The sequence below is a fragment of the Sphaerimonospora sp. CA-214678 genome (genome assembly GCF_050942215.1).
In the GTDB taxonomy this organism is placed as follows: Bacteria; Actinomycetota; Actinomycetes; order Streptosporangiales; family Streptosporangiaceae; genus Sphaerimonospora.
The window spans coordinates 3,832,410-3,854,731 of sequence record NZ_CP192056.1; the positions used below are offsets into that span (position 1 = coordinate 3,832,410).

Annotated in this window: 19 protein-coding genes; 13 read left to right on the top strand and 6 right to left on the bottom strand. The window is 67.8% G+C overall.

The window, feature by feature from the left end; genetic code table 11:
* Nucleotide 1 precedes the first annotated feature (1 nt).
* The 8 genes from ACQP1K_RS17145 (at nt 2) to ACQP1K_RS17180 (ending at nt 9,881) form a co-directional block, all read left to right on the top strand.
* Nucleotides 2–1,024 carry an ABC transporter permease gene (locus ACQP1K_RS17145; RefSeq protein ID WP_433496722.1) on the top strand — a complete coding sequence of 341 codons (1,023 nt, stop codon included), beginning with the start codon at nt 2–4 and terminating at the stop codon, nt 1,022–1,024.
* Nucleotides 1,025–1,095: 71 nt separating this feature from the next.
* Nucleotides 1,096–2,157, top strand: a complete 1,062-nt coding sequence (locus tag ACQP1K_RS17150) for a sugar ABC transporter substrate-binding protein (protein ID WP_433496723.1) — start codon at nt 1,096–1,098, stop codon at nt 2,155–2,157.
* A 62-nt stretch (nt 2,158–2,219) separates the two neighbouring features.
* Nucleotides 2,220–3,092: an FAD binding domain-containing protein gene (locus ACQP1K_RS17155; RefSeq protein WP_433496724.1), complete on the top strand. Its 873-nt coding sequence runs from the start codon at nt 2,220–2,222 to the stop codon at nt 3,090–3,092.
* Entirely contained in the window at nt 3,089–3,607 is a 519-nt protein-coding gene (locus ACQP1K_RS17160; protein WP_433496725.1) for a (2Fe-2S)-binding protein, read from the top strand. The genes ACQP1K_RS17155 and ACQP1K_RS17160 overlap by 4 nt, the downstream gene beginning before the upstream one ends.
* A gap of 6 nt (nt 3,608–3,613) precedes the next feature.
* A complete protein-coding gene (cutA, locus tag ACQP1K_RS17165) occupies nt 3,614–6,016 on the top strand; it encodes an aerobic carbon-monoxide dehydrogenase large subunit (protein ID WP_433496726.1) in 2,403 nt (800 codons plus the stop codon).
* Nucleotides 6,013–7,470: an amidase gene (locus ACQP1K_RS17170; protein ID WP_433496727.1), complete on the top strand. Its 1,458-nt coding sequence runs from the start codon at nt 6,013–6,015 to the stop codon at nt 7,468–7,470. The genes cutA and ACQP1K_RS17170 overlap by 4 nt, the downstream gene beginning before the upstream one ends.
* The gene (locus tag ACQP1K_RS17175; protein WP_433496728.1) at nt 7,467–8,642 is read left to right on the top strand and encodes a CaiB/BaiF CoA transferase family protein; all 1,176 of its coding nucleotides are present in this window, start codon (nt 7,467–7,469) and stop codon (nt 8,640–8,642) included. Before ACQP1K_RS17170 ends, ACQP1K_RS17175 begins: the two co-directional genes overlap by 4 nt.
* Before the next feature lie 357 nt (nt 8,643–8,999).
* Entirely contained in the window at nt 9,000–9,881 is an 882-nt protein-coding gene (locus ACQP1K_RS17180) for an SDR family oxidoreductase (RefSeq protein ID WP_433496729.1), read from the top strand.
* A 219-nt stretch (nt 9,882–10,100) separates the two neighbouring features.
* On the opposite strand, the gene ACQP1K_RS17185 is transcribed toward ACQP1K_RS17180, so the two are convergent.
* Nucleotides 10,101–10,841 (bottom strand): sigma-70 family RNA polymerase sigma factor, encoded by a 741-nt coding sequence (locus tag ACQP1K_RS17185; protein ID WP_433496730.1) that lies wholly within the window; start codon nt 10,839–10,841, stop codon nt 10,101–10,103.
* 12 nt (nt 10,842–10,853) lie between these two features.
* On the opposite strand from ACQP1K_RS17185, the gene ACQP1K_RS17190 reads away from it, so the two are divergent.
* Genes ACQP1K_RS17190 through ACQP1K_RS17205 form a run of 4 tightly spaced genes read left to right on the top strand, consistent with a single transcriptional unit; the run spans nt 10,854 to nt 15,887 of the window.
* Nucleotides 10,854–11,204, top strand: coding sequence for a hypothetical protein (locus tag ACQP1K_RS17190; RefSeq protein ID WP_433496731.1), 351 nt, complete (start codon nt 10,854–10,856; stop codon nt 11,202–11,204).
* Nucleotides 11,183–12,937, top strand: a complete 1,755-nt coding sequence (locus tag ACQP1K_RS17195; RefSeq protein WP_433496732.1) for a helicase-related protein — start codon at nt 11,183–11,185, stop codon at nt 12,935–12,937. Before ACQP1K_RS17190 ends, ACQP1K_RS17195 begins: the two co-directional genes overlap by 22 nt.
* Nucleotides 12,934–14,787, top strand: coding sequence for a DrmB family protein (gene drmB, locus ACQP1K_RS17200; protein ID WP_433496733.1), 1,854 nt, complete (start codon nt 12,934–12,936; stop codon nt 14,785–14,787). Before ACQP1K_RS17195 ends, drmB begins: the two co-directional genes overlap by 4 nt.
* The gene (locus ACQP1K_RS17205) at nt 14,784–15,887 is read left to right on the top strand and encodes an AAA family ATPase (RefSeq protein ID WP_433496734.1); all 1,104 of its coding nucleotides are present in this window, start codon (nt 14,784–14,786) and stop codon (nt 15,885–15,887) included. Before drmB ends, ACQP1K_RS17205 begins: the two co-directional genes overlap by 4 nt.
* 137 nt (nt 15,888–16,024) lie before the next feature.
* Here ACQP1K_RS17205 and ACQP1K_RS17210 read toward each other — a convergent pair whose 3' ends face one another.
* A complete protein-coding gene (locus ACQP1K_RS17210; RefSeq protein WP_433501565.1) occupies nt 16,025–16,165 on the bottom strand; it encodes a DUF6069 family protein in 141 nt (46 codons plus the stop codon).
* Nucleotides 16,162–16,281 (bottom strand): hypothetical protein, encoded by a 120-nt coding sequence (locus ACQP1K_RS17215; protein WP_433496735.1) that lies wholly within the window; start codon nt 16,279–16,281, stop codon nt 16,162–16,164. The genes ACQP1K_RS17210 and ACQP1K_RS17215 overlap by 4 nt, the downstream gene beginning before the upstream one ends.
* 430 nt (nt 16,282–16,711) lie before the next feature.
* Here ACQP1K_RS17215 and ACQP1K_RS17220 point away from each other — a divergent pair, with 430 nt between their 5' ends.
* The gene (locus tag ACQP1K_RS17220; RefSeq protein WP_433496736.1) at nt 16,712–17,788 is read left to right on the top strand and encodes a hypothetical protein; all 1,077 of its coding nucleotides are present in this window, start codon (nt 16,712–16,714) and stop codon (nt 17,786–17,788) included.
* Nucleotides 17,789–18,200: 412 nt separating this feature from the next.
* Here the strand turns inward: ACQP1K_RS17220 and mmsB are convergent, their stop codons facing one another.
* From mmsB to chvE, 3 genes are all read right to left on the bottom strand, one after another.
* Entirely contained in the window at nt 18,201–19,463 is a 1,263-nt protein-coding gene (mmsB, locus tag ACQP1K_RS17225) for a multiple monosaccharide ABC transporter permease (protein ID WP_433496737.1), read from the bottom strand.
* Entirely contained in the window at nt 19,460–21,001 is a 1,542-nt protein-coding gene (gene mmsA, locus ACQP1K_RS17230) for a multiple monosaccharide ABC transporter ATP-binding protein (protein ID WP_433496738.1), read from the bottom strand. Before mmsA ends, mmsB begins: the two co-directional genes overlap by 4 nt.
* A gap of 87 nt (nt 21,002–21,088) precedes the next feature.
* A complete protein-coding gene (gene chvE / locus ACQP1K_RS17235; RefSeq protein ID WP_433496739.1) occupies nt 21,089–22,228 on the bottom strand; it encodes a multiple monosaccharide ABC transporter substrate-binding protein in 1,140 nt (379 codons plus the stop codon).
* Nucleotides 22,229–22,322 lie beyond the last annotated feature (94 nt).

Consider the following 22,322-nt stretch of genomic DNA (forward strand, 5'->3'; position numbering starts at 1 on the left):
CATGCAGACAACCGAGATCGAGATGACGCGCCGGCCTCGCCCTTCGACCCCGCGCCCGCGGCTCACACCGGCGACCCGCGAGTACCTCCATGTCTATCTGCCGTTGCTGGCCATCATCGTCGCACTGTCGGCCATCGCCTATGCGAACAACAGCGCGTTCCTCACGAGTACGAACATCGAGCGAATGCTGACCGCCAGCGCGGCGCTGGGCATCCTCGCGATCGGTCAGACCCTGCTGCTGGTCGGCGGGCAGCTCGACCTCTCCGTGGGAAGCCTCGTCTCACTCGGTAGCGTGATCACCGCCACCCTGGTCGCCGCGCACCTCCCCGGCGCCGTCGTGGTGCTCACCGTGGTCGTCGTCGGGGCCGCCAGCGGGGTCCTGTGGGGCCTGCTCGTCTCATTGCTGCGGGTTCCTCCGTTCATCCTGACGCTCGGCGGCCTGGCGGTCTTCGCCTCCGTCGCGCTGACACTGGCCAACAGCACTCCCATCGCGCTGCCGACCGGGTTGGAGTGGCTGCAGAGCGGCAGTTACCTCGGCATGCGGGCACCGATCCTGATCTGGCTGCTGTGCCTGATCTTCGGCGGCGTGCTACTGCACTTCACGCGATTCGGCCGCAACGTCTACGCCCTCGGAGCCAACGAGGAGGCCGCGTTTCTCGCCGGCGTCGCGACGGTCCGCACGAAGATCATGATCTATGTCCTCAACGGCGGTCTGGCCGGAATCGCGTCCGTGGTCATCACCGGGCGAGTCGGCGCCGGCGACCCGAGAGGCGGCGTCGGCCTCGAACTGATGGTGATCGCGGCGATCGTGCTCGGGGGTTCCTCCTTGGCCGGAGGTCGCGGCTCGATGCTCGGCAGCATGCTCGGGGTGATCGTCCTCGGCGTGGTCACCAGCGCTTTGACCTTCCTGAACGTTCCGGATTCATATGACCAGCTCGTCTTCGGCGGCATTCTGATCGTCGCCGTATCGGTGACGGCGGTGGCAGAGCTCCGCAGGCACCGCAAGGTCCGGCTACGGGCCTGACCCCCATACCTCCGACTTCCATCGACACTGCCCCCACCAACGCCGTTCCCTGGCAATCGGACGGAGAAATCATGATCCATAAGGCTTCCATTCCCGGCGGCGGCGCCGGTGGCGTCAGCCGCCGGGCACTGCTCACCGGTGCCGCCGTCTTCGGAGGGCTGGGACTGCTCGCGCCCGTGCTCAGCGCCTGCGGCTCGTCCAGCGCACCTGTTGCGCAGCCGGGCGCCGGTGACTCCATCGGCGCGGGGAAGACGATCGGGGTCTCCCTCAACGGCCTCGTCGAATACACCAAGTACGTGACCCAGGGGGTCGCCAAGGCGATCGAGGGCACCGCGTACAACCTGAAGATCCTGCAAGCCAACTTCGATGTGCAGACCGAGCTGAAGAACCTGGAGAGTCTCGTCTCGCAAGGCGTCGCGGGACTGGTCGTGCAGCCGAACACCGTTGACACGGTTCTCGCGGGGATGAAGCAGGCGAAGGCCGCCGGGATACCGGCCGCCCTCGCGCTCTGGGCCGCGCCGGGCCCGCTCGATGAGTACGCCGAGGGCGTCTCCTTCGTCGACTCCATCGGCGGCGGCACGCTGATCGGCAACTGGCTGAAGGAGAACGTGAGGCCGGGCAAGGTCGTGGTCGTGCAAGGTGTGGTCGGCCAAGGGTTCTCCGAACGCATCGACCAGGGACTCGACGCCGCGCTCGCAGGCAGCGGTTTCGAGATCGTGGTCCGAGAGCAGGGGTACTTCGACCGGAGCAAGGCCGTCGGCGTGGTCGAGCGCGCCCTCCAGGCCCATCCGGACGTGAGCGTCATCGTGTCCTACGCGGCCGCGATGGGCGACGGCATCGCCGCGTACCTGAAGCAGAACGACCTGACCACCATCACCCACGTCACCAGTGACGCGGACGCGGAGATGCTGGATTGGCTCGGCACGCCGTACCTGTCCGCGACGCGGTACTACTCGGCCGCCGAGACCGGATTGCTGGCCGCGCAGGCGGTGCGCGCGGCGCTCGAAGGCGGCACCCCGACCTTTGAGAACACTGTGTTCCAGGACATGATGACCGGCGAGAACAAGGACGCTCTGATCGCGAAGTCACCTATGAACTACCCGCAGTTCGAAAGCGAACTGGAGGGGTTGTGACGACTGTGCGCGACGAGGCAGGCGGCCACGATCCGACTCACTCGACCTGCGAGGTATGACCAGTGAAACCATCCAGCTTCCGTTACGCGGCGCCTTCATCGCTGCGCGAGGCGATCGACATCCGAGCCCGTTCCGAGGACTCCGTCATCCTCGCCGGGGGCCAGAGCCTGATTCCGACCATGAACTTCAGGTTGGCCAATCCCGATGTCGTCATCGATCTGCGCAGGATCGCCGAACTCGACTACATCCGGGTGACCGATGGGCTCGTCCGGATCGGGGCGATGACGCGGCAGCGGGCGGTCGAGGAGAACGCCGAGGCGGCGGCGGCGAACCCGCTAATCCGCGAGACGCTGCGAAACGTCGCGCACCCGGCCATCCGGAACCGCGGCACGATCGGCGGCAGCCTGGCCCATGCCGATCCCTCGGCGGAGTTGCCGACGTTGCTGACAACGCTGCGTGGTGTGCTTACGGCGCAGGGCCCGTCGGGAAGGCGTTCGATTCCGGCGTCGGAATTCTTCGAGTTCATTTTCACAACGTCGCTGGCGCCCGACGAACTGCTCATCGAGGCGGCGGTGCCCGTGTTGGAGCCGGGCGAGGGCTGGGCGTTCTCTGAATTCGCCCGCCGGCACGGCGACTACGCCGTCGCCGGGGTCGCCGTGACGTTGCGAATCGGTGGAGATGGGCTGATCTCCCACGCACGCCTGGGGGCATGTGGCATCTCCACGGTGCCGACCCCGCTCACGGCCTGCGAGGAGCTGCTGATCGGCGAGGCGCCGAGCGCGGAGTTGTTCGCGCGGGCGGGCGCGGCCGCCCGCGACGCGGTGACCGTCTCCGACGACAGCGCGACGAGCAAGGCCTACCGGCAACATGTGCTCGCCGGTCTGGTGGAAGCGAATCTGAAAACGGCGATGACGAGGGTGGGGAGCACACGATGAGCGAGGCAACCGAGTTCGGACCGGACGCGCTGGTCACCATCGAGGTCGAGGTGAACGGCCGACCGGCCAAGGAGGAAGTGCCGACCAGGATGCTCCTCAGCGACTTCCTGCGGCAGCGACTGGCACTCACCGGAACACACGTCGGCTGCGAGCACGGCGTCTGCGGAGCCTGCACCGTCCACATCGACGGTCGTCCAGCGAGATCCTGCCTGACACTGGCGATCCAGGTCGACGGCCGGTCGGTCCGCACCGTGGAGGGGCTCGCGAGCCCCGACGGGAGCCTCCACCCGGTGCAGCAGGCGTTCAAGGAGTGCCATGCCCTGCAGTGCGGGTTCTGCACGCCGGGGTTCATGATGGCGGTCGCCGGTCTGCTTGACGAGCGCGATGACCTCCAGTCCGCCGATGACGACGAGATCCGCGAAGAGATCGCCGGAAACATCTGCCGGTGCACCGGCTACCAGAACATCGTGTCGGCGGTCAAGCGCGCCGCGGAACTCACCAACGAGAGCAGGTGACCACAGATGTCGACCCGCCACTTCGGCACCCGTGTGCTGCGCAACGAGGACGACAGGCTCATCCGGGGCAAGGGCCGTTACGTTGACGACATCCCCCTCGAAGGCGCCCTGCACGGCGCCTTCGTGCGCAGCACCGTCGCCCATGCTCGGATCACCGGCCTCGACGTTTCACGTGCTCGGGCGCTACCCGGTGTCGTCAAGGTCTACACGCATGAGGACCTCGGCGCGCTGGACGTGGCGATGCCGTTGCTCATCCCGCACCCGTGCATCACCCACGGCCGCACCCAGTATCCGCTGGCCCGCGACGAGGTGTTCTACGTGGGCCAGGCGATCGCTTTCATCGTGGCCGTCGATCGGTACGTCGCCGAGGACGCGGCGATGCTCGTCGACGTCACTTACGACGTGCTGCCGGTGGAGGTCGATTTCGAGCGGGCCGTCCAGCCGGGTGCGCCGCTGGTGCACCAGGACGTCCCCAACAACATCGCGGCGCACCTGGTTCAGGAAAGCGGCGACGTCGCCGCGGCCTTCGAGCGGGCCGATCACGTGACCTCGATCAAGGTACGGGTGGACCGCAGCACAGCCGCGCCCATGGAGTGCCTGGCGACGGCCGCACAGTGGGACGAGGTGTCCGGCGAGCTGACCGTGTGGGACGGAACCCAGGCACCGATCGGTCTGCGTGGCGCGCTGGCGAGCCTGTTCGAGCTGGACGAGCACAAGGTGCGCGTGATCGCACCGGACGTCGGCGGCGGATTCGGGCCGAAGGTCCACTTTCCCTACGCCAACGAGATCCTTGTGCCCTTGGCGGCACGCGAGCTGCGGCGCCCGGTCAAGTGGATCGAGGATCGCGCCGAGAACTTCGTGCACATGACGCACGAACGCGGCCAGATTCACGAGCTGGAACTCGCCGCCACCAAGAATGGCGTAGTGCTCGGCCTCCGCGACAGATTTCTGCACGACACCGGAGCCTTCATCCCGTACGGCATCGCCGTCGCCCAGGTCGCGGCCTGTCAGATCGCCGGTCCCTACCGCATCCCCAACATCATGGTGGAGTTCTCCTGCGTCTACACCCCGACGGTCCCGGTCACACCGTATCGGGGCTGCGGCCGGCCGCAGGCGAACTTCGCGATCGAGCGGGCCATGGACCAGCTCGCCGACGAACTCGGGCTCGACCGGTTCGAAGTGCGCAGGCGCAACTTCATCCAGCCGGAGGAGTTTCCGTACACCCGGCCTGACCTGATCTTCGCTGACGGCCTGGCAGTCACCTACGACTCCGGCCAGTACGAGCAGGCGCTCGTAGCGCTGATGGACGCGCTGGACGTCGAAGCGTTCGAAAAGGAGCAGCAGGCGGCCAGGGAAGAGGGACGCTACCTGGGCCTGGGGCTGTCCTTCTACGTCGAGGGAACCGGACTGGGCCCATACGAGGGCGGGCACATCCGGATCCACCCGATCACCGGAAAGATCTTCGTCAACACGGGCCTGACCACCCAGGGACAGGGCCACGAGACCGTGTTCGCGCAGATCGTGGCGGACCAGCTCGGCGCACGGGTCGAGGATGTGATCGTCGTCGAGGGTGACACCGGTGTGTACGACTGGGGGGTCGCCACCTTCGCCAGCCGCGCCGCCGTGGTCAGCGGCAGTGCCGTGCACAAGACCGCGGTCCTCGTCCGCAATCAGGTGATCAACGCCGCGGCGAACATGCTGGAGGCCAACCCCGACGACATCGAACTCGCCGACGGCAGGGCGTTCGTGAAGGGTTCACCGAGCTCGGGTGCGACCCTCGCGGAGATCGCGACCGCGAGCAACCCGCTGCGTTACGCCTTCAACAAGGCCGCCGAGAGCGCGACCCAGTTCGCTCCCGCCGCGCGCAGCGACGGCCCGTCGCTGGGCGAGGGTGCCCATCCGGGCATCGAGGCCACCGACTACTACGCGCCTCCGCACGCCACCTGGGCCTACGGGGTGCACGGCGCGATCATCGAAGTCGATCCCACCACCTACGGCATCAAGGTCCATCGCTACGTCTGCGTCCATGACTGCGGCAACATGATCAACCCGATGATCGTCGAAGGTCAGATCGCCGGAGGAGTCGCGCAGGGCATGGGCGGCGCGTTCTTCGAGAAGCTCGACTACGACGAGGACGGCGCTCTCCGCAACGCCAGCTTCATGGACTTCCTGATCCCGTACGCGACCGAGATCCCGCACATCGAGATGATCCATCAGGAGACGCCGTCCCCGCTGAACCCGCTCGGTATCAAGGGCGTCGGTGAGGCCGGCACCATTCCGGTGGCGCAGGTGATCGTGTCGGCGATCGAGAACGCGCTTCAGCCGCTGGGCGTGGCACCGTTCCGCAGCGCCCCGCTCAGCCCGTCGCTGATCCACGCCCATATCGCCGAAACCGGGGATCACCGGTGACCGTGGCATCCCGGCGCTTGCCGGGTCCGGCGCTTCCGGACCTGCCCGCGCTCGACCTGGCGGCGCTGGCGCGAAGCGGTGAGGTCTCGGCCGCCGAGATCCTCGACGCCCACCTCGCCCGCATCGACGAACAGAACCCGACGATCAACGCGGTCTGCTCACTCAGCACCGAGCGTGCCCGCGCCGAAGCCCGGCGCGCCGACGACAGGTGGGTGCGCCGGGAGCGACTCGGCGCCCTGCACGGCCTGCCCATCCTGCACAAGGACCTGATCGAGACCGCCGGTGTGCCGACCACCTACGGGTCGGCCGCCTACCGCAATCATGTCCCGCCGGAGGACGCGCTCGCCGTCGCGAGAGCGACCGACGCCGGTGCCGTAATGCTGGGCAAGACCAATACGCCGCAGTTCGGGACCGGCGGGCACACGCACAACGCGTTGTTCGGCACCACGGTCAATCCGTACGACACCACCCGGACCGCGGGCGGCAGCAGCGGGGGCTCGGCCGCTGCGCTGGCCGCTGGAATGGCCCCCCTGGCGACCGGCACCGACATGGCCGGCTCGCTGCGCATTCCTTCGGCGTTCTGCAATGTCGTCGGGATGCGCCCGTCACCGGGAAGGGTACCGTGGGTCCCGACGCCGATGGCCTGGTTCCCCTACGTCGTGGTGGGGCCGATGGCCCGTACCGTCGACGACCTGGCCCTGCTGCTTTCGGCGATCGCGGGACCCGATGAGCGTACCGCCATCGCCATCGATGCCGGGGGCGACTGTTTCGCCCCGCCGATAGATCCGGTGGTCTCCGGGTTCCGGGTCGCCTGGGCGCCGAAAATCGCCGGTTTGCCGGTGGACCTGGACGTCCGATCCGTGCTCGACAGCCTGAGCCGTACCATCGCCGGGATCGGCGCCGAGGTGGCGGAGGCCGAGCCTGACCTCACGGGTGCCGATGAGGCCTTCCGGACATGGCGGGCCTGGTACTACGCGACGAACTACGGCGCGTTGCTGCGCGAGCGGCCCGAGGTCCTCGACGACTTCACCGCCGCGAACGTCCGCGAAGGACTCGCACTGAGCGGCGAGGATCTCGGACGTGCCGAGTTGGCACGCACCGCCTTACACCTGCGGGTCGCGGACTTCTTCACCCGCTATGACGTACTTGTCATGCCCTGCACGCCGGTCGTGCCGTTCAGCGCGGGCGCCTGGCATCCGGCCACGATCGCCGGATCCCCAATGAAGTCCTACCTCGACTGGATGCGCCACCTGTACTACATCACCGCGGCCGGGCTGCCCGCGTTGAGCCTGCCTGCAGGGTTCACCGACGGCGGATGGCCGGTCGGAGTACAGATCGTGTCCGGTCCCCGGCGCGACCTCGACGTGCTGCGGTTCGCACGTGCCCTTGAGGAGGCGACCGGGTTCGCCGACCGGCGGCCGGCCGGCGCCCCGGTGAGAGAGGTGGTTCGATGAAAGGCCCGCTGGACGGCACGGTCGTCCTCGACCTGTCCCGGGCTTTGGCCGGGCCGCACGCCGCGATGATGCTGGGCGATCTCGGCGCGAGGGTGATCAAGGTGGAGAGCCCGGGCACCGGCGACGACACCCGCGGCTGGGGGCCGCCCTTCGTCGGACCGCAGGACGCACCCGAGTCGACGTACTTCCTCAGCTGTAACCGCAACAAGGAATCGATGACCCTCGATCTGAAGTCCGAGGACGGCGTGCGCACGCTCACCCGGCTCGTCCGGCACTCCGACGTGCTGGTGGAGAATTTCCGGACCGGCGTGCTGGATCGCCTGGGGTTCCCGACGCGACGGCTGCACGAGCTCAATCCCCGGCTGGTGATCCTGTCGATCACCGGGTTCGGGCATGACGGTCCAGAGGGCGGCCGCGCCGGCTACGACCAGATCGCGCAGGGTGAGGCAGGCCTGATGTCACTCACCGGAGACGGTGAGCCGACGCGGGTGGGCGTTCCGATCGGCGACCTCCTCGCCGGGATCTACGGTGCCTACGGTGTGGTCGCCGCCCTGCATGAGCGCACCGGCACCGGCAAGGGACGGGTGGTCCGGACCAGCCTGCTCGCTGCGATCGTCGGTGTGCACGCCTTCCAGGGGACCCGGTACACCGTCGCCGGCGAAACGCCTCGCGGTTCCGGCAACCACCACCCCTCGATCTGCCCATACGGGCTCTTCCGCTGCTCGGATGGCCTGCTGCAGCTGGCCATCGGTTCCGACGCGCTGTGGCTGAAGTTCGCGAAGGCGTTCGGCCTGCCGGCGCACGACGACGGATATGCGTCCAACAGCCAGCGCGTACGGAACCGGGACGCGGTGAACTCCGCCGTCAACGCAGCGTTCGCGGACGCCAAGCTCGATGATCTGCTCACCCGGCTCGGCGCACTCGGCATCCCAGCGGGTGAGGTGCGCAGCCTCGACCGTGTCTATGAGTGGGAACAGACGAGATCCCAGGGCCTGCTGCTCGAAGTCGAGCACCAGAGCCTCGGCAGGATCGTACTGCCCGGCCCGCCATTGCGGTTCGACGGCGGCGCCCGCGTCGAGCACCTTCCGCCGCCCATGCTCGGTCAGCACAACGATGCCGTACGGGCCTGGCTCGATGCGATCGAGGAGCCCGGACCGCAGGAGAAGCCGTGAGCACGAGCCCGAACTCGGCCCAGCTCATCGAGCAGGTCCTGGACGCGGGAACCTGGAAATCGTGGGACGGCCCGATCGTCGATCGCTGTGACGGAGACGAGCGGTATCGCACCCTGCTCGCTCGGGCACGGGATACCAGCGGGCTGGACGAAACGGTCGTCACCGGAGAGGGATCGATCCGCGGACGCAGGGTGGCGGCCGTGATCGGAGACTTCCGTTTCATGACCGGCTCGATCGGAATCGCGGTGTCAGAGCGGATCGTGGCGGCCGTGCAGCGCGCCACCTGGCCGAACGGCGACAACGGTTCCAGCGCCTGGGACGTCGCCCCGCTTGACCGAAGACCACTGGAGGCACCGAATGTCATCAATCGCCGTCACCGGAGCCGCCGGCAACACGGGGCGTGCCGTCATCGCCGCTCTGGCCTGTCGCGGCGTGCGGACGACCGCGCTGGTTCACCGCGACGAGCAGAAGGCTCAGGCCGTCGCCGCCGGTGCCGACCGGGTGGTGGCCGTGGACTACACGAACCGGTCGGCACTGTCGAAAGCGATCGGCGGTGTCGACGCCGTCTATCACGTGCCGCCGAACATGCATCCCGCCGAGGACCGGCTCACGCAGCACATGATCGATATCGCGCATGAGTGTGCGGTCAAGCGGTTCGTACTGCATTCGGTGCTGGCGCCCTATCTGCCCGCGATGCCGCACCATCTTCGGAAGGCGAGATCCGAGGTCGCCCTCAGGGGTTCGGATCTGACTTGGACGATCATGCAACCCGGCTGGTACGCGCAGAACCTGTTGACGCAGATCCCGCGCGCTCGCGACGAGGGTGTGATAAACGTGCCGCACTCGGTGTCGGCACGCTTCACGCCGGTCGACCTCGAGGATGTGGCCGAAGTGGCGGCTACCGTACTGACCGAGGAAGGCCACGACTTCGCGACCTACGAGCTGAGTGGTCCCGCCATGCTGAACGCACACGAGATGGCCGAGATCGTGAGCGACGTCCTCGGGATCCCGGTCCGCGCGGAGGAGCAGACGATCGGTCAGTGGCGCGAGAGCGCCCCAAGGCTACGCGACGGCGCCGCCGAGGGGTTCGAAGCCATGTTCCGCTACTACGACCAGCACGGGCTCACCGGAAACCCCCGGATTCTGACGATGCTCCTGGGACGCGCGCCCACCGACCTGAGCACGGTGCTCGCCCGTGACGTCGGCGGCCCGCCGAGCCCTGGTGTCCGCAGCCACTGATCGGGGCTACCGCGCGCCGCTGCCCAGGATCGGCAGAGCGATCGTCCCCGCCACGCGGGCCGGCGCCCGCGTTCTGCTGGTCGACCGCGACGACCGGCTCCTGCCGTTCCTTTTCCGCGCCTCCGACGCTCAGCAGGCGGGAGGCTGCCCCGCCTGCTCTCTGTGCGGTAATGAGGAAGCCTTCATCATCCGGACGGCGACGAAATGCAGCCGGTGTCACTACTTGGGTTCACCCACGTGTTTGCGGGCCTTCTCCTGGGCCTTTTTCCCGGGATGCTTGCGAAGGTGCGCGGGGAGACGCTTGCGTAGTTCCTCAGGAAGTCGCTCGCGGATCTGCGCCAGGGCCCTCACCTCTAGTTGCCGGATGCGCTCACGGGTCACGCCGTAGTGGCGGCCGATCTGCTCAAGGGTCTGGGGTTCGTCACCGTTGAGACCCAGGTGCCTGCGGAGGATGTCGGCTTCTTTGTCCGGCAGAGGGGCCAGCCACTCCTCGACGGCCTGCTCGGAGAGCATTTCTTGCAGCCTTTCCTCCGGCCCCGGCGTGGGGTCGGGCAGGGACAGGAAGTCTCCCAGGTTGGCCCCGTCCCCGACGATTCGGTCCAGGGAGTCGGTGACCTTGCTCAGCACGCGCACCTCGTCCACCGCGCGGACGTCCAGGCCGGTGGCCAGCGCCACATCGACCGCGGTGGCAGGTTTACCGGCCTGACGTAGTGCTGACTCCGCGGCCGCGACCTTGCGTATCCGCTCGTGCATATGGACGGGGATGCGGATGGCCGCGCCCTCGTCGGCGATCGCCCGGGTGATCGACTGCCTGATCCACCAGGTGGCGTAGGTGGAAAACTTGTTGCCCTTCAGTGGGTCGAATTTCCGGGCGGCGTGGATGAGGCCGAGAATTCCGTGCTGGAGGAGGTCTTCTTCCTCGAGTCCCTGCCCCAGGTAGCCCAGGATGATGCTGTACACCAGTCGCCTGTTGTGCAGGACGAAGGTGTCGCGGGCGACCCTGCGGATGTCGTCGGCGGGCGGCACTCGGCGCGGGACCTGGGGGGACGGCGCCGCCCGCGTTCCGAAGCCGTACCGCTCGATCCGGAGCCCTCGCCCAACGCGGCATGGCACCCGTTCCAGCTCGGGTTCTTCCTGCTGACGGTCTGCGGGCTGATCGATGAGACCCACCCCGACCGCGAGGTGGTGGACCTGCTCTGGTTCCCCACGGGTGGCGGCAAGACGGAGGCGTACCTCTTTCTGGCCGCCTTCGAGATGATCCTGCGCAGGCTGCGGCATGGTGACGACGGCGGCGGAACCGCGTGCTCAGCCGATACACGCTGAGCCTGCTGACGACGCAGCAGTTCCAGCGCGCCGCAACCACCATCTGCGCCCTGGAGTACCTCCGGCTGGAGGAGGACCCGGTGATTCCGGGCGGCCCGTTCAGCATCGGGCTGTGGGTCGGCGGCGGCACCACCCCCAACAAGTACGCCGAAGCACACGAGATGTTCCGGCAGCAGCGCGAGGCCGCCAGGCCGAAGGACGTGTTCATCCTCGACCGCTGCCCGTGGTGCGGCACGCAGATCATGCCCACCGCCAAGTCCCCCGACATCGGCGACTACGGAGTGCGGACGACCGAGACGTCCTTCCGCTTCCTATGCCCCAGGAGTGATTGCCACTTCCACGAACGGCTGCCGGTGGCGGTGGTCGACGAGCACCTCTACGCGGACCCGCCGACATTCGTCCTCGGCACCGTGGACAAGTTCGCCCGGCTGGCCTGGGAACCCGACGCGGGACGGCTGTTCGGCGGCGAGTGCCTGCCTCCGTCCTTGGTGATCCAGGACGAGCTGCACCTGCTCACCGGCCCGCTCGGCACCACCGCGGGTCTGTACGAGGCGGCCGTGCTCGAACTGTGCTCGTGGAGTGAAGCCCGCGGACCGAAGGTCGTCGCGTCCACCGCCACCATTCGGCGTGCGAGCGAGCAGATCCGCGGGCTGTACGGCCGCGACGTCCAACTGTTCCCCTCGGCGGGCCTGGACGCCCACTACTCCTATTTCGCCGAACCGGATCACACCGTCCCGGGGCGCAAGTACGTCGGCGTCATGGCGCAGGGCCATACCGCCGGTCGCGCGACGGCGGTGACCGCGGCCGCCATGTTGCACGCCCCCATGGAGCTGCACGAGGAGCACCGCGACGACTACTGGACGCTCGTCGCCTACCACCACAGCATGCGGGAGCTTGGCCGGACCCGTACCGCCGCCGGTGACGAGATCCCCGCGCATCTGCGCGGCCTCGGCTCGCCGGGACGCCGCCGTGAACTGACGGAACGCCAGGTGGAGGAGCTGTCCAGTAACCTCGACAGATCCGAGCAGCCCAAACTGCTGGACCGCCTTGAGCTGAGTTGCGAGGATCCCGACAGCGTTTCCATGGTCGTCTGTACCAACATGCTGTCGGTCGGAGTGGACGTGAAGCGGCTGGCGCTGATGCTGATGCTCGGCCAGCCCAAGGCGACAGCGGAGTACATCCAGGCGAGCAGCCGCGTCGGGCGGCACGGCGTCCCCGGGCTCGTGGTCACCTTCCTCAACGCGACCCGGTCGCGTGACCGCTCGCACTACGAGACGTTCGGAACCTTCCACCAGGCGCTCTACCAGCATGTCGAGCCGACCAGCGTGACTCCGTGGTCGATCCCGTCCCGCCGCCGGGCGCTGCACGCCGCGTTGGTGATCCTTGTCCGGCACGGTCTTGGGCTGTCGGCGGACGATCAGGCCGGCGACGTCCTCCACCACGCCGGCGAACTGGCCGAGGCCGCATCCCGGCTGGTCCGTTGTGCGGCCAAGGCGGACCCGTCCGCCGCCGGCGAAGTGCGGGCCGACCTCGATGGACTTCGCCGGGCCTGGCTGGACGCGGCGGAGCAGGCGAGACAGGCGGGCAAACGCCTGTACTACAAGCCCGCGGGAAAGGCGCAGGAGAGCCTGCTCAAGAACTTCGACCGGCCCGGCGGCATGTGGGAGGCGCAGCATTCCATGCGGAGTGTCGATCGTGAATGCCAGGTCATCGTGAAGGGGGCCGGGGAATGAGCACCCGCAAGTTACGCGTCCGGCAGGCGCAGACGGTCGTGCCTTTCGGAGTGGGCGCGGTATTCGACGTCCAGGGCGAATCGTTCGTCGCGGCCGGGATCGCCGACTGGCCGTCGCCACGGGATCTGGAACGGATCCACGCGCCCCGGCTGGAACGGAAGCTGAAGGTCACGGGCCTGTGGGCGCCGCTGCAAGCACCGGTCGCCGACTACGATGTCCCCGACGCGTCGGGGCCGGCATTCATCCGCTTCCCGGCCTGGCTCTTCTGTGGATCGTGCCGCCGGATGACGCACTGGCGGATCCAGGACGAGAAGTTCGGGCATCCGCCCTACTGCGCCTTCTGCAGCCCGCGGCACAAACTCACCCCGATGCGGTTCGTCCAGATCTGCGAGGCCGGGCACCTGGGCGACGTCGACTGGTGGTACTGGGCGCACTCCGAGCTCACACCGGAGGAACGCGACAGATGCCCGGGGCCCACGGCGCTGAGCTTCGAGGCCGGGGAGAACGCCACCGGACTTGAGGCACTGACGGTGCGCTGCCGGCACGAGGAGTGCAAGACGGCCCGCAGGGACCTGCTCGACATACTCGGGAGACAGAAGATGCGCTGCTGCGGGCGCAATCCCTGGGAGCGGTTCAGCGAGCGGAAGGACTGCGGGGAGCAGATCCAGATCGTGCAGCGGACCGCGGGCAACGTCTACTACCCCGTCATCCATTCGGCGCTCGACATTCCGGCCCTTCCCGCGCCCGCGGCGGCCGAGGACGAGGCAACGCGACGAATTCGGGAGCATCCATTCTTCGGCACGCTGTGCCAGTCACCCGACGCACCGGGAGCGGACGGCCTCATCGTGATCATTGCGGAGGTGGCCGAGGCCGACCCATCGTTCGTCAGACGGCTCATGGAGGAGGAAACCGGGCAGGCCGCCGGCCCGGCGGCAGCGCCCACCGGGGAGGGGCCCGATCTCAGCAGGGGCGAGTGGGCCGCCTTCACCGCGGCCGAACCCGCGCGTAGCGCCCATTTCGTCACCCACGAGGTCAACCTGGGCTCGTCACAAGAGTCCCCGTGGACTGAGCTGGAGTCGAGGATTTCGCGGGTCGTGGTGGCCGAACGGATCCGTGAGGTCCGTGCGCTCCAGGGTTTCAGTCGGGTCTCCCCGGAGGGCCGGATGATTCCGGTGGACCCCTCGGGACGCCGACGCTGGCTGCCCGCTGTCGAGGTGTTCGGCGAAGGGATCTTCCTGACACTGGACGAAGAACTGCTCGGGCAGTGGGAGGCCCGTCCTGAGGTTCGTGCGCGCACCGCGGGGATGAAGGCGGACCTGGCGAAGTCGTTCCAGCAGGACCGAATCGAAGCCTTCGCCGGCCCCCGGCTGTTACCGCGGCTGCCATTGCTGCACACACTGGGGCATCTTCTCGTCCGGCAACTATCCTTCGAATCCGGGTACAGTGCCGCGTCACTGCGAGAGCGGGTGTACGCGCGTTCTGCGGAGGGCAGTGGCCATCAGTACGGACTGCTGATATACACCGCCTCCGGCGATGCGGCGGGCACGCTGGGCGGTCTCGCGCGCCAGGGCGAACCCGACCTACTTCCCGAGCTTCTCCTACGGCTTCTGGAACAGGCCGCCTGGTGCTCGGCCGACCCGCTGTGCTCCGAGCACGGTGGCCAGGGGTACGGCAATCTGAACCGGGCGGCCTGCCACGCCTGCGTGCTCATCTCCGAGACCAGCTGTGAGGTGGGCAACATTCTGCTCGACCGAGTGATGGTGATCGGCGGCTCAGGGGTTCCGGGGTTCTTCGAACCCGTCGTCCAGGCCGCTCGAGAAGAGGCGGCGCACCGGGTCGGTGAGTGGTGACCGTCGGTTATCTCGACCTGCTCACCGAGCAGCGCGCCGTGCTTGATCGGCTCGCCGAGCCCGGCCATCACCTGGTCAGCGGACCGCCCGGATCCGGCAAGAGTCTGCTCGCGATCCACCATGCCGCCGCGCTGGAGATCGTCGGCCGTCCTGTGACGCTGATCGCGCATTCGAAGCTGCTCGGACAGCATCTGGATGCCGATGGCGTGCGGCTCGGCTCGTCGTTGCCCATCAAGACCTTTCACGGCTGGGTGCACGCCTGGTACCGGGAGACCACCGGATCGCCCCTCGGCGGAGCAAGGATCGGCGCCTTCGACTGGCCCCGCTTGATGTCCGCGGCCCTGCACGACTCCGGACGACGGGGGCATGTTCTCGTCATCGACGAAGCACAGGACCTCCCCCAGGAGTTCTTCAGCCTGTGCAGGGTCCTCGGAATGGACGTGATCGCGTTCGCCGACGAGTACCAGCGGATCACCAGTACCCAATCCACGCTCGATGAGATCGAGAAGGCCCTCGGCGGGTGTGGTCGGCTGGAGATCAGCACCAACCTGAGGAACCCGCGCCCGGTCGCGGAACTCGCCCGCCACTTTTACCCGGGGCTGCACCGGCCGCCGCTGCCGCATCGGGACGGGCCGGTTCCGGTCCTGCTGTGGCGCCCGGAAGCGCGCCGTCCATTCGCGCGCTGGCTCGCCCGATACGCCGAGAACCATCGCACGCTCACGATCGGAGTGGTGGTCAAGCGTAGCCGCGAGCAGGGAGAGTTGCTGACGGAGATCGAACGATTGCACCCCGGCCTGCGACCACAGATCTATATCGGTGCTGCGGGAGACCCGCGGTACCGGAAGATCGACCCGGATCGTCCTGGTCTGCGACTGGTGAACCGGGCAAGCGTCAAGGGCCTGGAATTCGACACCGTGATCGTCCCGGATGCGCATCTGGACTCGGGTGATCCGTCCAGTGTCGATCTGCAGATGTTGTACTACGTACTCACCACAAGAACGCGTCGGGAACTGTACATCTGCTATTCGGGTGACCAGGAGCCTCGGCTGTTAGGCGGGATACCACAGCGGACCCTCGCCCGGCGAGTCCTGCCCGACTAGGGCCTGTTTCACAGGTTGATCTCTGCGTGCTTTCCGGCCGACATGATCGCCGTGAGGGTCGTGGAGAGGAACCTGGAACGGAGGGTGGCAGTGCCGAGGGCCGCGTCCTTGCGCCGCGTGTTGTCCCGTCGCGATCGTCAATCGGTCCGGGCGCCGAGGCTCCGCGCCAGGGTGGGGATCATCACCGTGGCAGGGATGAGGTGCAGTCCGAGGAGGGCGGTGGTGGCGGCGGTGTCCGCCCCGACGAGGAGGGGCGGGACCAGCGAGATCGCGGTCAGCGGAGAATCTCATCGGCGAACACGACGAGCGCTTCCAGGCCGCGGGCATCGGTGCCGGCGGCTGTGCGTACCGCCGCCGGCAGGTTCGCCGGTCCGTTTCGCGAGGCCGCGGCCACCGGGATGGCGGCCGTACCAGGTCGGCAAGGGTGACGACGCCGCGGGATGGAAGTTTCACGGATTCGAATACCTCGGCATCACGCGGTCGACATCCGACTGCTATTTCCTACATGTCCCATATATCGGCATCTCTTGCCGTTTGGGCAATCTGTGAACGGCTCCCACCGCTGACAGGACCCATCGCCCACGCCACAGGCCGTGCGGGGACCGGGATTTAGGACAGGCCACCGGCACGGCGGGTGCGGGCGGGCTGCGCAGATCCCCCGGCGCCTTCCCAAGATCAGGTCTTTTCACGTACCAGAAGAGCGGGTTATCACAGGTCTGGAAGCGGAGTGATCCAATTACTCCGCTCCCAGCTCTTCATCCGCCGGCCGCACGATCCGGTACGGCCCGATGTGAATCGAGGATGCCTTGCAACTGTTACGAAGAGTGATCTCCCGGATTGTCTTCACCGTCGCGCTCGTCGCGGCCGGCCTCGGCTCCGCCGCCACCGGCGCGCAGGCCGCCGTGCCGGACCGCTGGGGGTTCGCCCTCGTCGACGTCCCCTCGGGCGTCCCCAACCTCACCTACCAGGCGGGCAGCTGGCCCGGTGGCTTCAACGTCACGGTCGCACCCGGCGGGATGATCGGCCAGACGTACGTCACGTTCCCGCAGATCGCCTCCAGGCGGGGGGTCGTACACGTCACCGCGGTCTCCGACGCGCCTGTCTGGTGTCAGATCCAGAAGTGGGGGCCGAGCGGCCTCGACCAGGTCGCGGTGGTGCAGTGCTACCACTACGGCGGGCAACCGACATTCACCCCGTTCTCCATCGTCTTCGCGGAGAGCAGCGGCGTCCTGCCGCTCTGGTCCGAGACGTTCGGCACCGTTTTCTGGAACGGCTCCTCCATCGGCTCGCAGTACAACTCGATGGGCGCGGTGAACACCGTCGTACCCACCGGTGCCGGGCAGTGGCTGGTCACCCTCCCGGGCCTCGGCTCGGCGACCGCCGCCGGCAACGTTCAGGTGACGGCCGTCGACTCCAACCGGCCGGCCCGCTGCAAGGTCGGCAAGTGGAGTTCGGCGTCCACCGCTCAGCAGGTCCTGGTGGTGTGCCACGACGCGGTGGACCGGCCGTACGACACCGGCTGGACCCTCACCTACGAGCGCCGGCGAGCGGTGACCGGGGCGGCGAACCCGCCCAGGAACTTCGCCTACACCTTCGACCACGACTACACCAACCCGGGCCCGTACGTCCCGGCCCCGGCGGAGATCAACTACAACTCGCAGGGCGCGGTGAACACCGTGCAGAGCGCGGGCGTCGGCCAGCGTTTGGTGATCTTCCCGGCCGTCGGCGTACGCCAGACCAACGTGCAGGTGACGGCGTACGGGCCGGACCCCTACTACTGCAACCTGCTGGTCCCCTGGATCTCCAGCGGCTCGACCACCTACGTCCGTAACGTCGTCTGCTACAAGGGCACCAGCCGGGTCGACCAGCCCTCGCTGGTCACCCACCTCTCGGCCTACTGACACCACCACCCTGAAACCGGGCCGTACGAAAAGGCCGGTGGCCGCGTCAGGGGCTGACGCGGCCACCGGCCTGCTCTTCGGGTCCGGGAGCGGATTGCGAAATCCATTCGCCGGCCCGCAACACCCCGCCGGACGAGTACGAAGCCCTCCACTACTACGCTCGACACCACCCCAGCGGACGTCCCGAGCCGGTCCTCGATGGCGGCCGCCGTCGCGGCAGCCGCCGGGTGCTCCGGCGGATACAGGCCGAACGGGCACACACGGGCGAGCAGGATCGCGTCCACGTCGTCCGCCGTCCGTCGCGGCGTGCTCCTCCCCCTCGCCGAGCACGCCGAGCGAGCGCGCGGCACGCGGCCCGGCGTGTGTCCGTCTGCTCCGGCGGAAGTTCCTCCGGCCGGCCGCGAAACCGTCGTCAGTGGGTGGCGGCGCCGGCCCGGCGCTTGGTCCAGACGTCGAATGCGACAGCGGCGAGCAGTACGGCGCCCTTGACGAGCATCACCCGCTCACTCGGCGACCCGATCAGTGACATGCCGTTGTTGATCACACCCATGATGAGGCCGCCGGTGATCGCGCCGACCACCTTGCCGACACCGCCCTGAACGGCGGCGCCGCCGATGAAGGCGGCCGCGATCGCGTCCAGCTCGAACGCGTTGCCCGCCGTGGGACCCGCCTGGTTGAGCCGACCGGCGAAGATGACGCCGGCCAGGGCACCGAGAACGCCCATGTTGACGAAGATCCAGAAGACCACCGACTTGACCTTGACGCCGGACAGGATCGCGGCCTGCAGGTTGCCGCCGATGGCGTAGATCTGGCGGCCGGTGACCGCGCGGCTGGTGACCAGGGAGTAGGCCAGCACGAGGAGGGCGAGCAGGATCAGGACCCAGGGCAGGTTCTTGAACCGGGCCAACTGGACCACGACGGCGATGACCACCGCGGCCGCTAGGACGATCTTGAGCAGGAAGACCGGCAGTGGGTCCACGCTCTGCCGGTAACGAAGCCGGGCGGCGCGGGCGCGCCACTGGGTCGCGGCGATGCAGGCGACCGTGGCGAGGCCGACCAGCAGGCTGAACAGGTCGGCTCCGCCGAGCGGCCCGAGCCCCACGTTGCCGAGGTAGCCGTCGGTGAACCCGTTCGAGAGCGTACGGACCGGGTCGGGGAAGGGGCCGATGCCCTGGTTGCCCAGCACGGTCAGGGTGAGGGCACGGAACAGCAGCATGCCGGCGAGCGTGACGATGAAGGCGGGGATGCCGAAGTAGGCGATCCAGAAGCCCTGCCACGCCCCGATCAGCCCGCCCGCGACGAGGGTGATGAGCAGGGCCAGCGGCCAGGGCAGGCCGTAGTTCACCATCAGGACCGCGGCGATGGCGCCGGTGACGGCGACCACCGATCCCACCGAGAGGTCGATGTGCCCGGCGATGATGATGATGATCATCCCGATGGACAGGATCAGGATGTAGGAGTTCTGGACGATGATGTTGGAGATGTTCTGCGGTTCGAGCAGAGCGCCGTCGGTGAGCATCGAGAACAGCACGACGATCAGCGCGAACGCGACGTAGATGCCGCTCTGCCGGACGTTGAGCGACAGGCGTCCGGAGAGGCGGCCACGACGTCCGGGCCGCACCTCGGCCGGCTCAGGTTCGGCACCGGTCTCGGTGGGAGTGACGCTGCTGCTCATTGGGCGTGGTCCTGTTCCTTGGTCATATACCGCATCAGGCGTTCCTGGGTGGCGTGCTCGCGCTGGACCTCGCCGGTGATACGGCCGGCCGACATGGCGTAGATCCGGTCGCACAGGCCCAGCAGTTCGGGAAGTTCGGAGGAGATGACCAGCACCGCCCTGCCCTCGTCCGCGAGACGATTGATGATCGAGTAGATCTCGTACTTCGCACCGATATCGATGCCGCGCGTCGGTTCGTCCAGGATGAGCACCTCGGCATCCGTGAAGATCCATTTGGACAGGACGACCTTCTGCTGGTTGCCGCCGCTGAGCTTGCCGGTGATGCTCAGCACGCTGGGCGCCTTGATGTTGAGACCGGCGCGGTACTCCTCGGCGACCCGGTACTCCTCGTTCTCGTTCACCCAGCCGCGACGGGCCAGCCTGGACAGCGCGGCGGCCGAGATGTTGCGCTTGATGTCCTCGATCAGGTTGAGGCCGTATCGCTTGCGGTCTTCGGTGGCGTAGGCGATGCCGTGGCCGATCGCGTCGCGTACGGAGCGGACCTCGATCGGGCGGCCGTCGCGGTAGAGGCGCCCGGAGATGTCGACGCCGTAGGAGCGGCCGAAAACGCTCATGGCCAGCTCCGTGCGCCCGGCGCCCATGAGACCTGCGAGCCCGACGATTTCCCCGCGGTGCAGGGTCAGATTCGCCTTCGACACCACAGCGCGGCCGCGGTGGGTGGGGCTGTGGACCGTCCAGTCCTCGATCCGCAGCGCCTCCTCCCCGATGCTGCGCACCTGGCGCGGCGGGAAGCGGTGCTCCAGGTCGCGGCCGACCATCCCGGCGATGATGCGGTCCTCGGTCACGTGGTCGGTCCGCAGGTCCAGAGTCTCGATCATTTGGCCGTCGCGCAGGATGCTGATCGAGTCGGCGACGGCCGTGATCTCGTTCAGCTTGTGCGAGATGATCACACAGGTGATGCCGTTGTCGCGCAGGCCCCGCAGCAGGTCCAGCAGGTGCGCGGAGTCTTCGTCGTTGAGAGCGGCGGTCGGCTCGTCGAGGATGAGCAGTCGCACGTTCTTCGACAACGCCTTGGCGATCTCGACGAGCTGTTGCTTGCCGACCCCGATGTCGCCTACCGCGGTCGTCGGGTTCTCTCGCAGGCCGACCTGCTCAAGGAGCAGCCCGGCCTCGTGATTGGTGCGGTTCCAGTCGATCAGTCCGCGGGTGACCCGTTCGTTGCCCAGGAAGATGTTCTCGGCGATGGACAGCTGCGGGCACAGCGCCAGCTCCTGGTGGATGATGACGATCCCGCGCCGCTCGCTGTCCCGGATGCCGGAGAAGCGGCACGGTCCGCCGTCGAAGGTGATCTCGCCGTCGTAGGAGCCATGCGGGTACACCCCCGACAGCACTTTCATCAGCGTCGACTTGCCGGCTCCGTTCTCACCGCAGATGGCGTGGATCTCACCTCTGCGCACGGACAGGTTCACCTCCCGCAGCGCCTGCACTCCGGGGAACGTCTTGGTGATCCCGCGCATCAGCAAGATGTCATCGGTCATGGTGTGTGTCCTTCTCCGGTTCGCGTGGCCCCCCCTCCGGCATCTCTCGGGCAGGGGGGAGACCGGAGGGGAGGGCCGTCGGAGGTGTCAGCCCAGCTGCGACTGGGTGTAGTAGCCGGTGTCGATGAGGGTCTTCTCGTAGTTGCTCTTGTCGACGATCACCGGCTCCAGCAGGTAGGACGGGACGACCTTGGTGCCGTTGTCGTAGTCGGTGGTGTTGTTCACCTCGGGCGTGCCGCCCTTCAGGACCGTGTCGACCATCTTCACGGTCACCTCGGCGAGCTGGCGGGTGTCCTTGTAGATGGTGGAGTACTGCTCGCCCGCGATGATCGACTTCACCGAGGCGAGCTCGGCGTCCTGGCCGGTCACGATCGGGTACGGCTGGCCGTCGGTGCCGTACCCGTTGCTCTTGAGCGCCGAGAGGATGCCGATCGACAGGCCGTCGTACGGCGACAGGACTCCGTCCACCGTCGTACCGCCGCTGTAGGTCGCGGTGAGCAGGTCCTCCATGCGCTTCTGCGCCGTGGCGGGATCCCAGCGCAGGATGGCGACGGTCTTGAAGTCCGTCTGGTCGCTCCTGACCTTCAGGACGCCGCTGTCGATGTACGGCTGGAGCACCGACATCGCGCCGTTGAAGAAGAACGTGGCGTTGTTGTCGTCGGGCGAGCCGGCGAACAGTTCGATGTTGAAGGGGCCCTTGGCATCGCCGTCGCCGCCGTCGGGGGTCTTCACCTTGAGCCCGACCAGCAGGGACGTGGCCTGCTGGACGCCGACCTTGAAGTTGTCGAAGGTGGCGTAGTAGTCGACGTTGGGGCTGTTGCGGATCAGCCGGTCGTAGGCGATGACCGGAATGTGATTGTCGGCCGCCTCCTGGAGCTGGGTGGTGATGGCGGTGCCGTCGATCGAGGCGACGACGAGCGCCTTCGCGCCCTTGGTGATCTGGTTCTCGATCTGGTTGACCTGAGTGGGGATGTCGTTCTCCGCGTACTGCAGGTCCACCTTGTAGCCCAGCTTCTCCAGGCCCGCCTTCACGTTCTCTCCGTCGTGAATCCAGCGTTCCGAGGACTTGGTCGGCATGGTGACGCCGACCAGCGCGCCGGTGTTGTCAGTGCTGTCTCCGGCGCTGGACGAGGCCTGCGCGTCGATGGTCTTCTCGCTGGAACCACACGCGGTCGCTATCACGGAGAGCGCGAGGGCGGAGGCGATCGCCAGCCTTCGGAATCTCATCGGTCCTGCTCCTTGTAAATCGGGGGGTGCGGATAGGGGGGGCCGACGGCGGGCGCGGACCGGGCGTCGAACCGGAAATCACCGGCAGACGCAC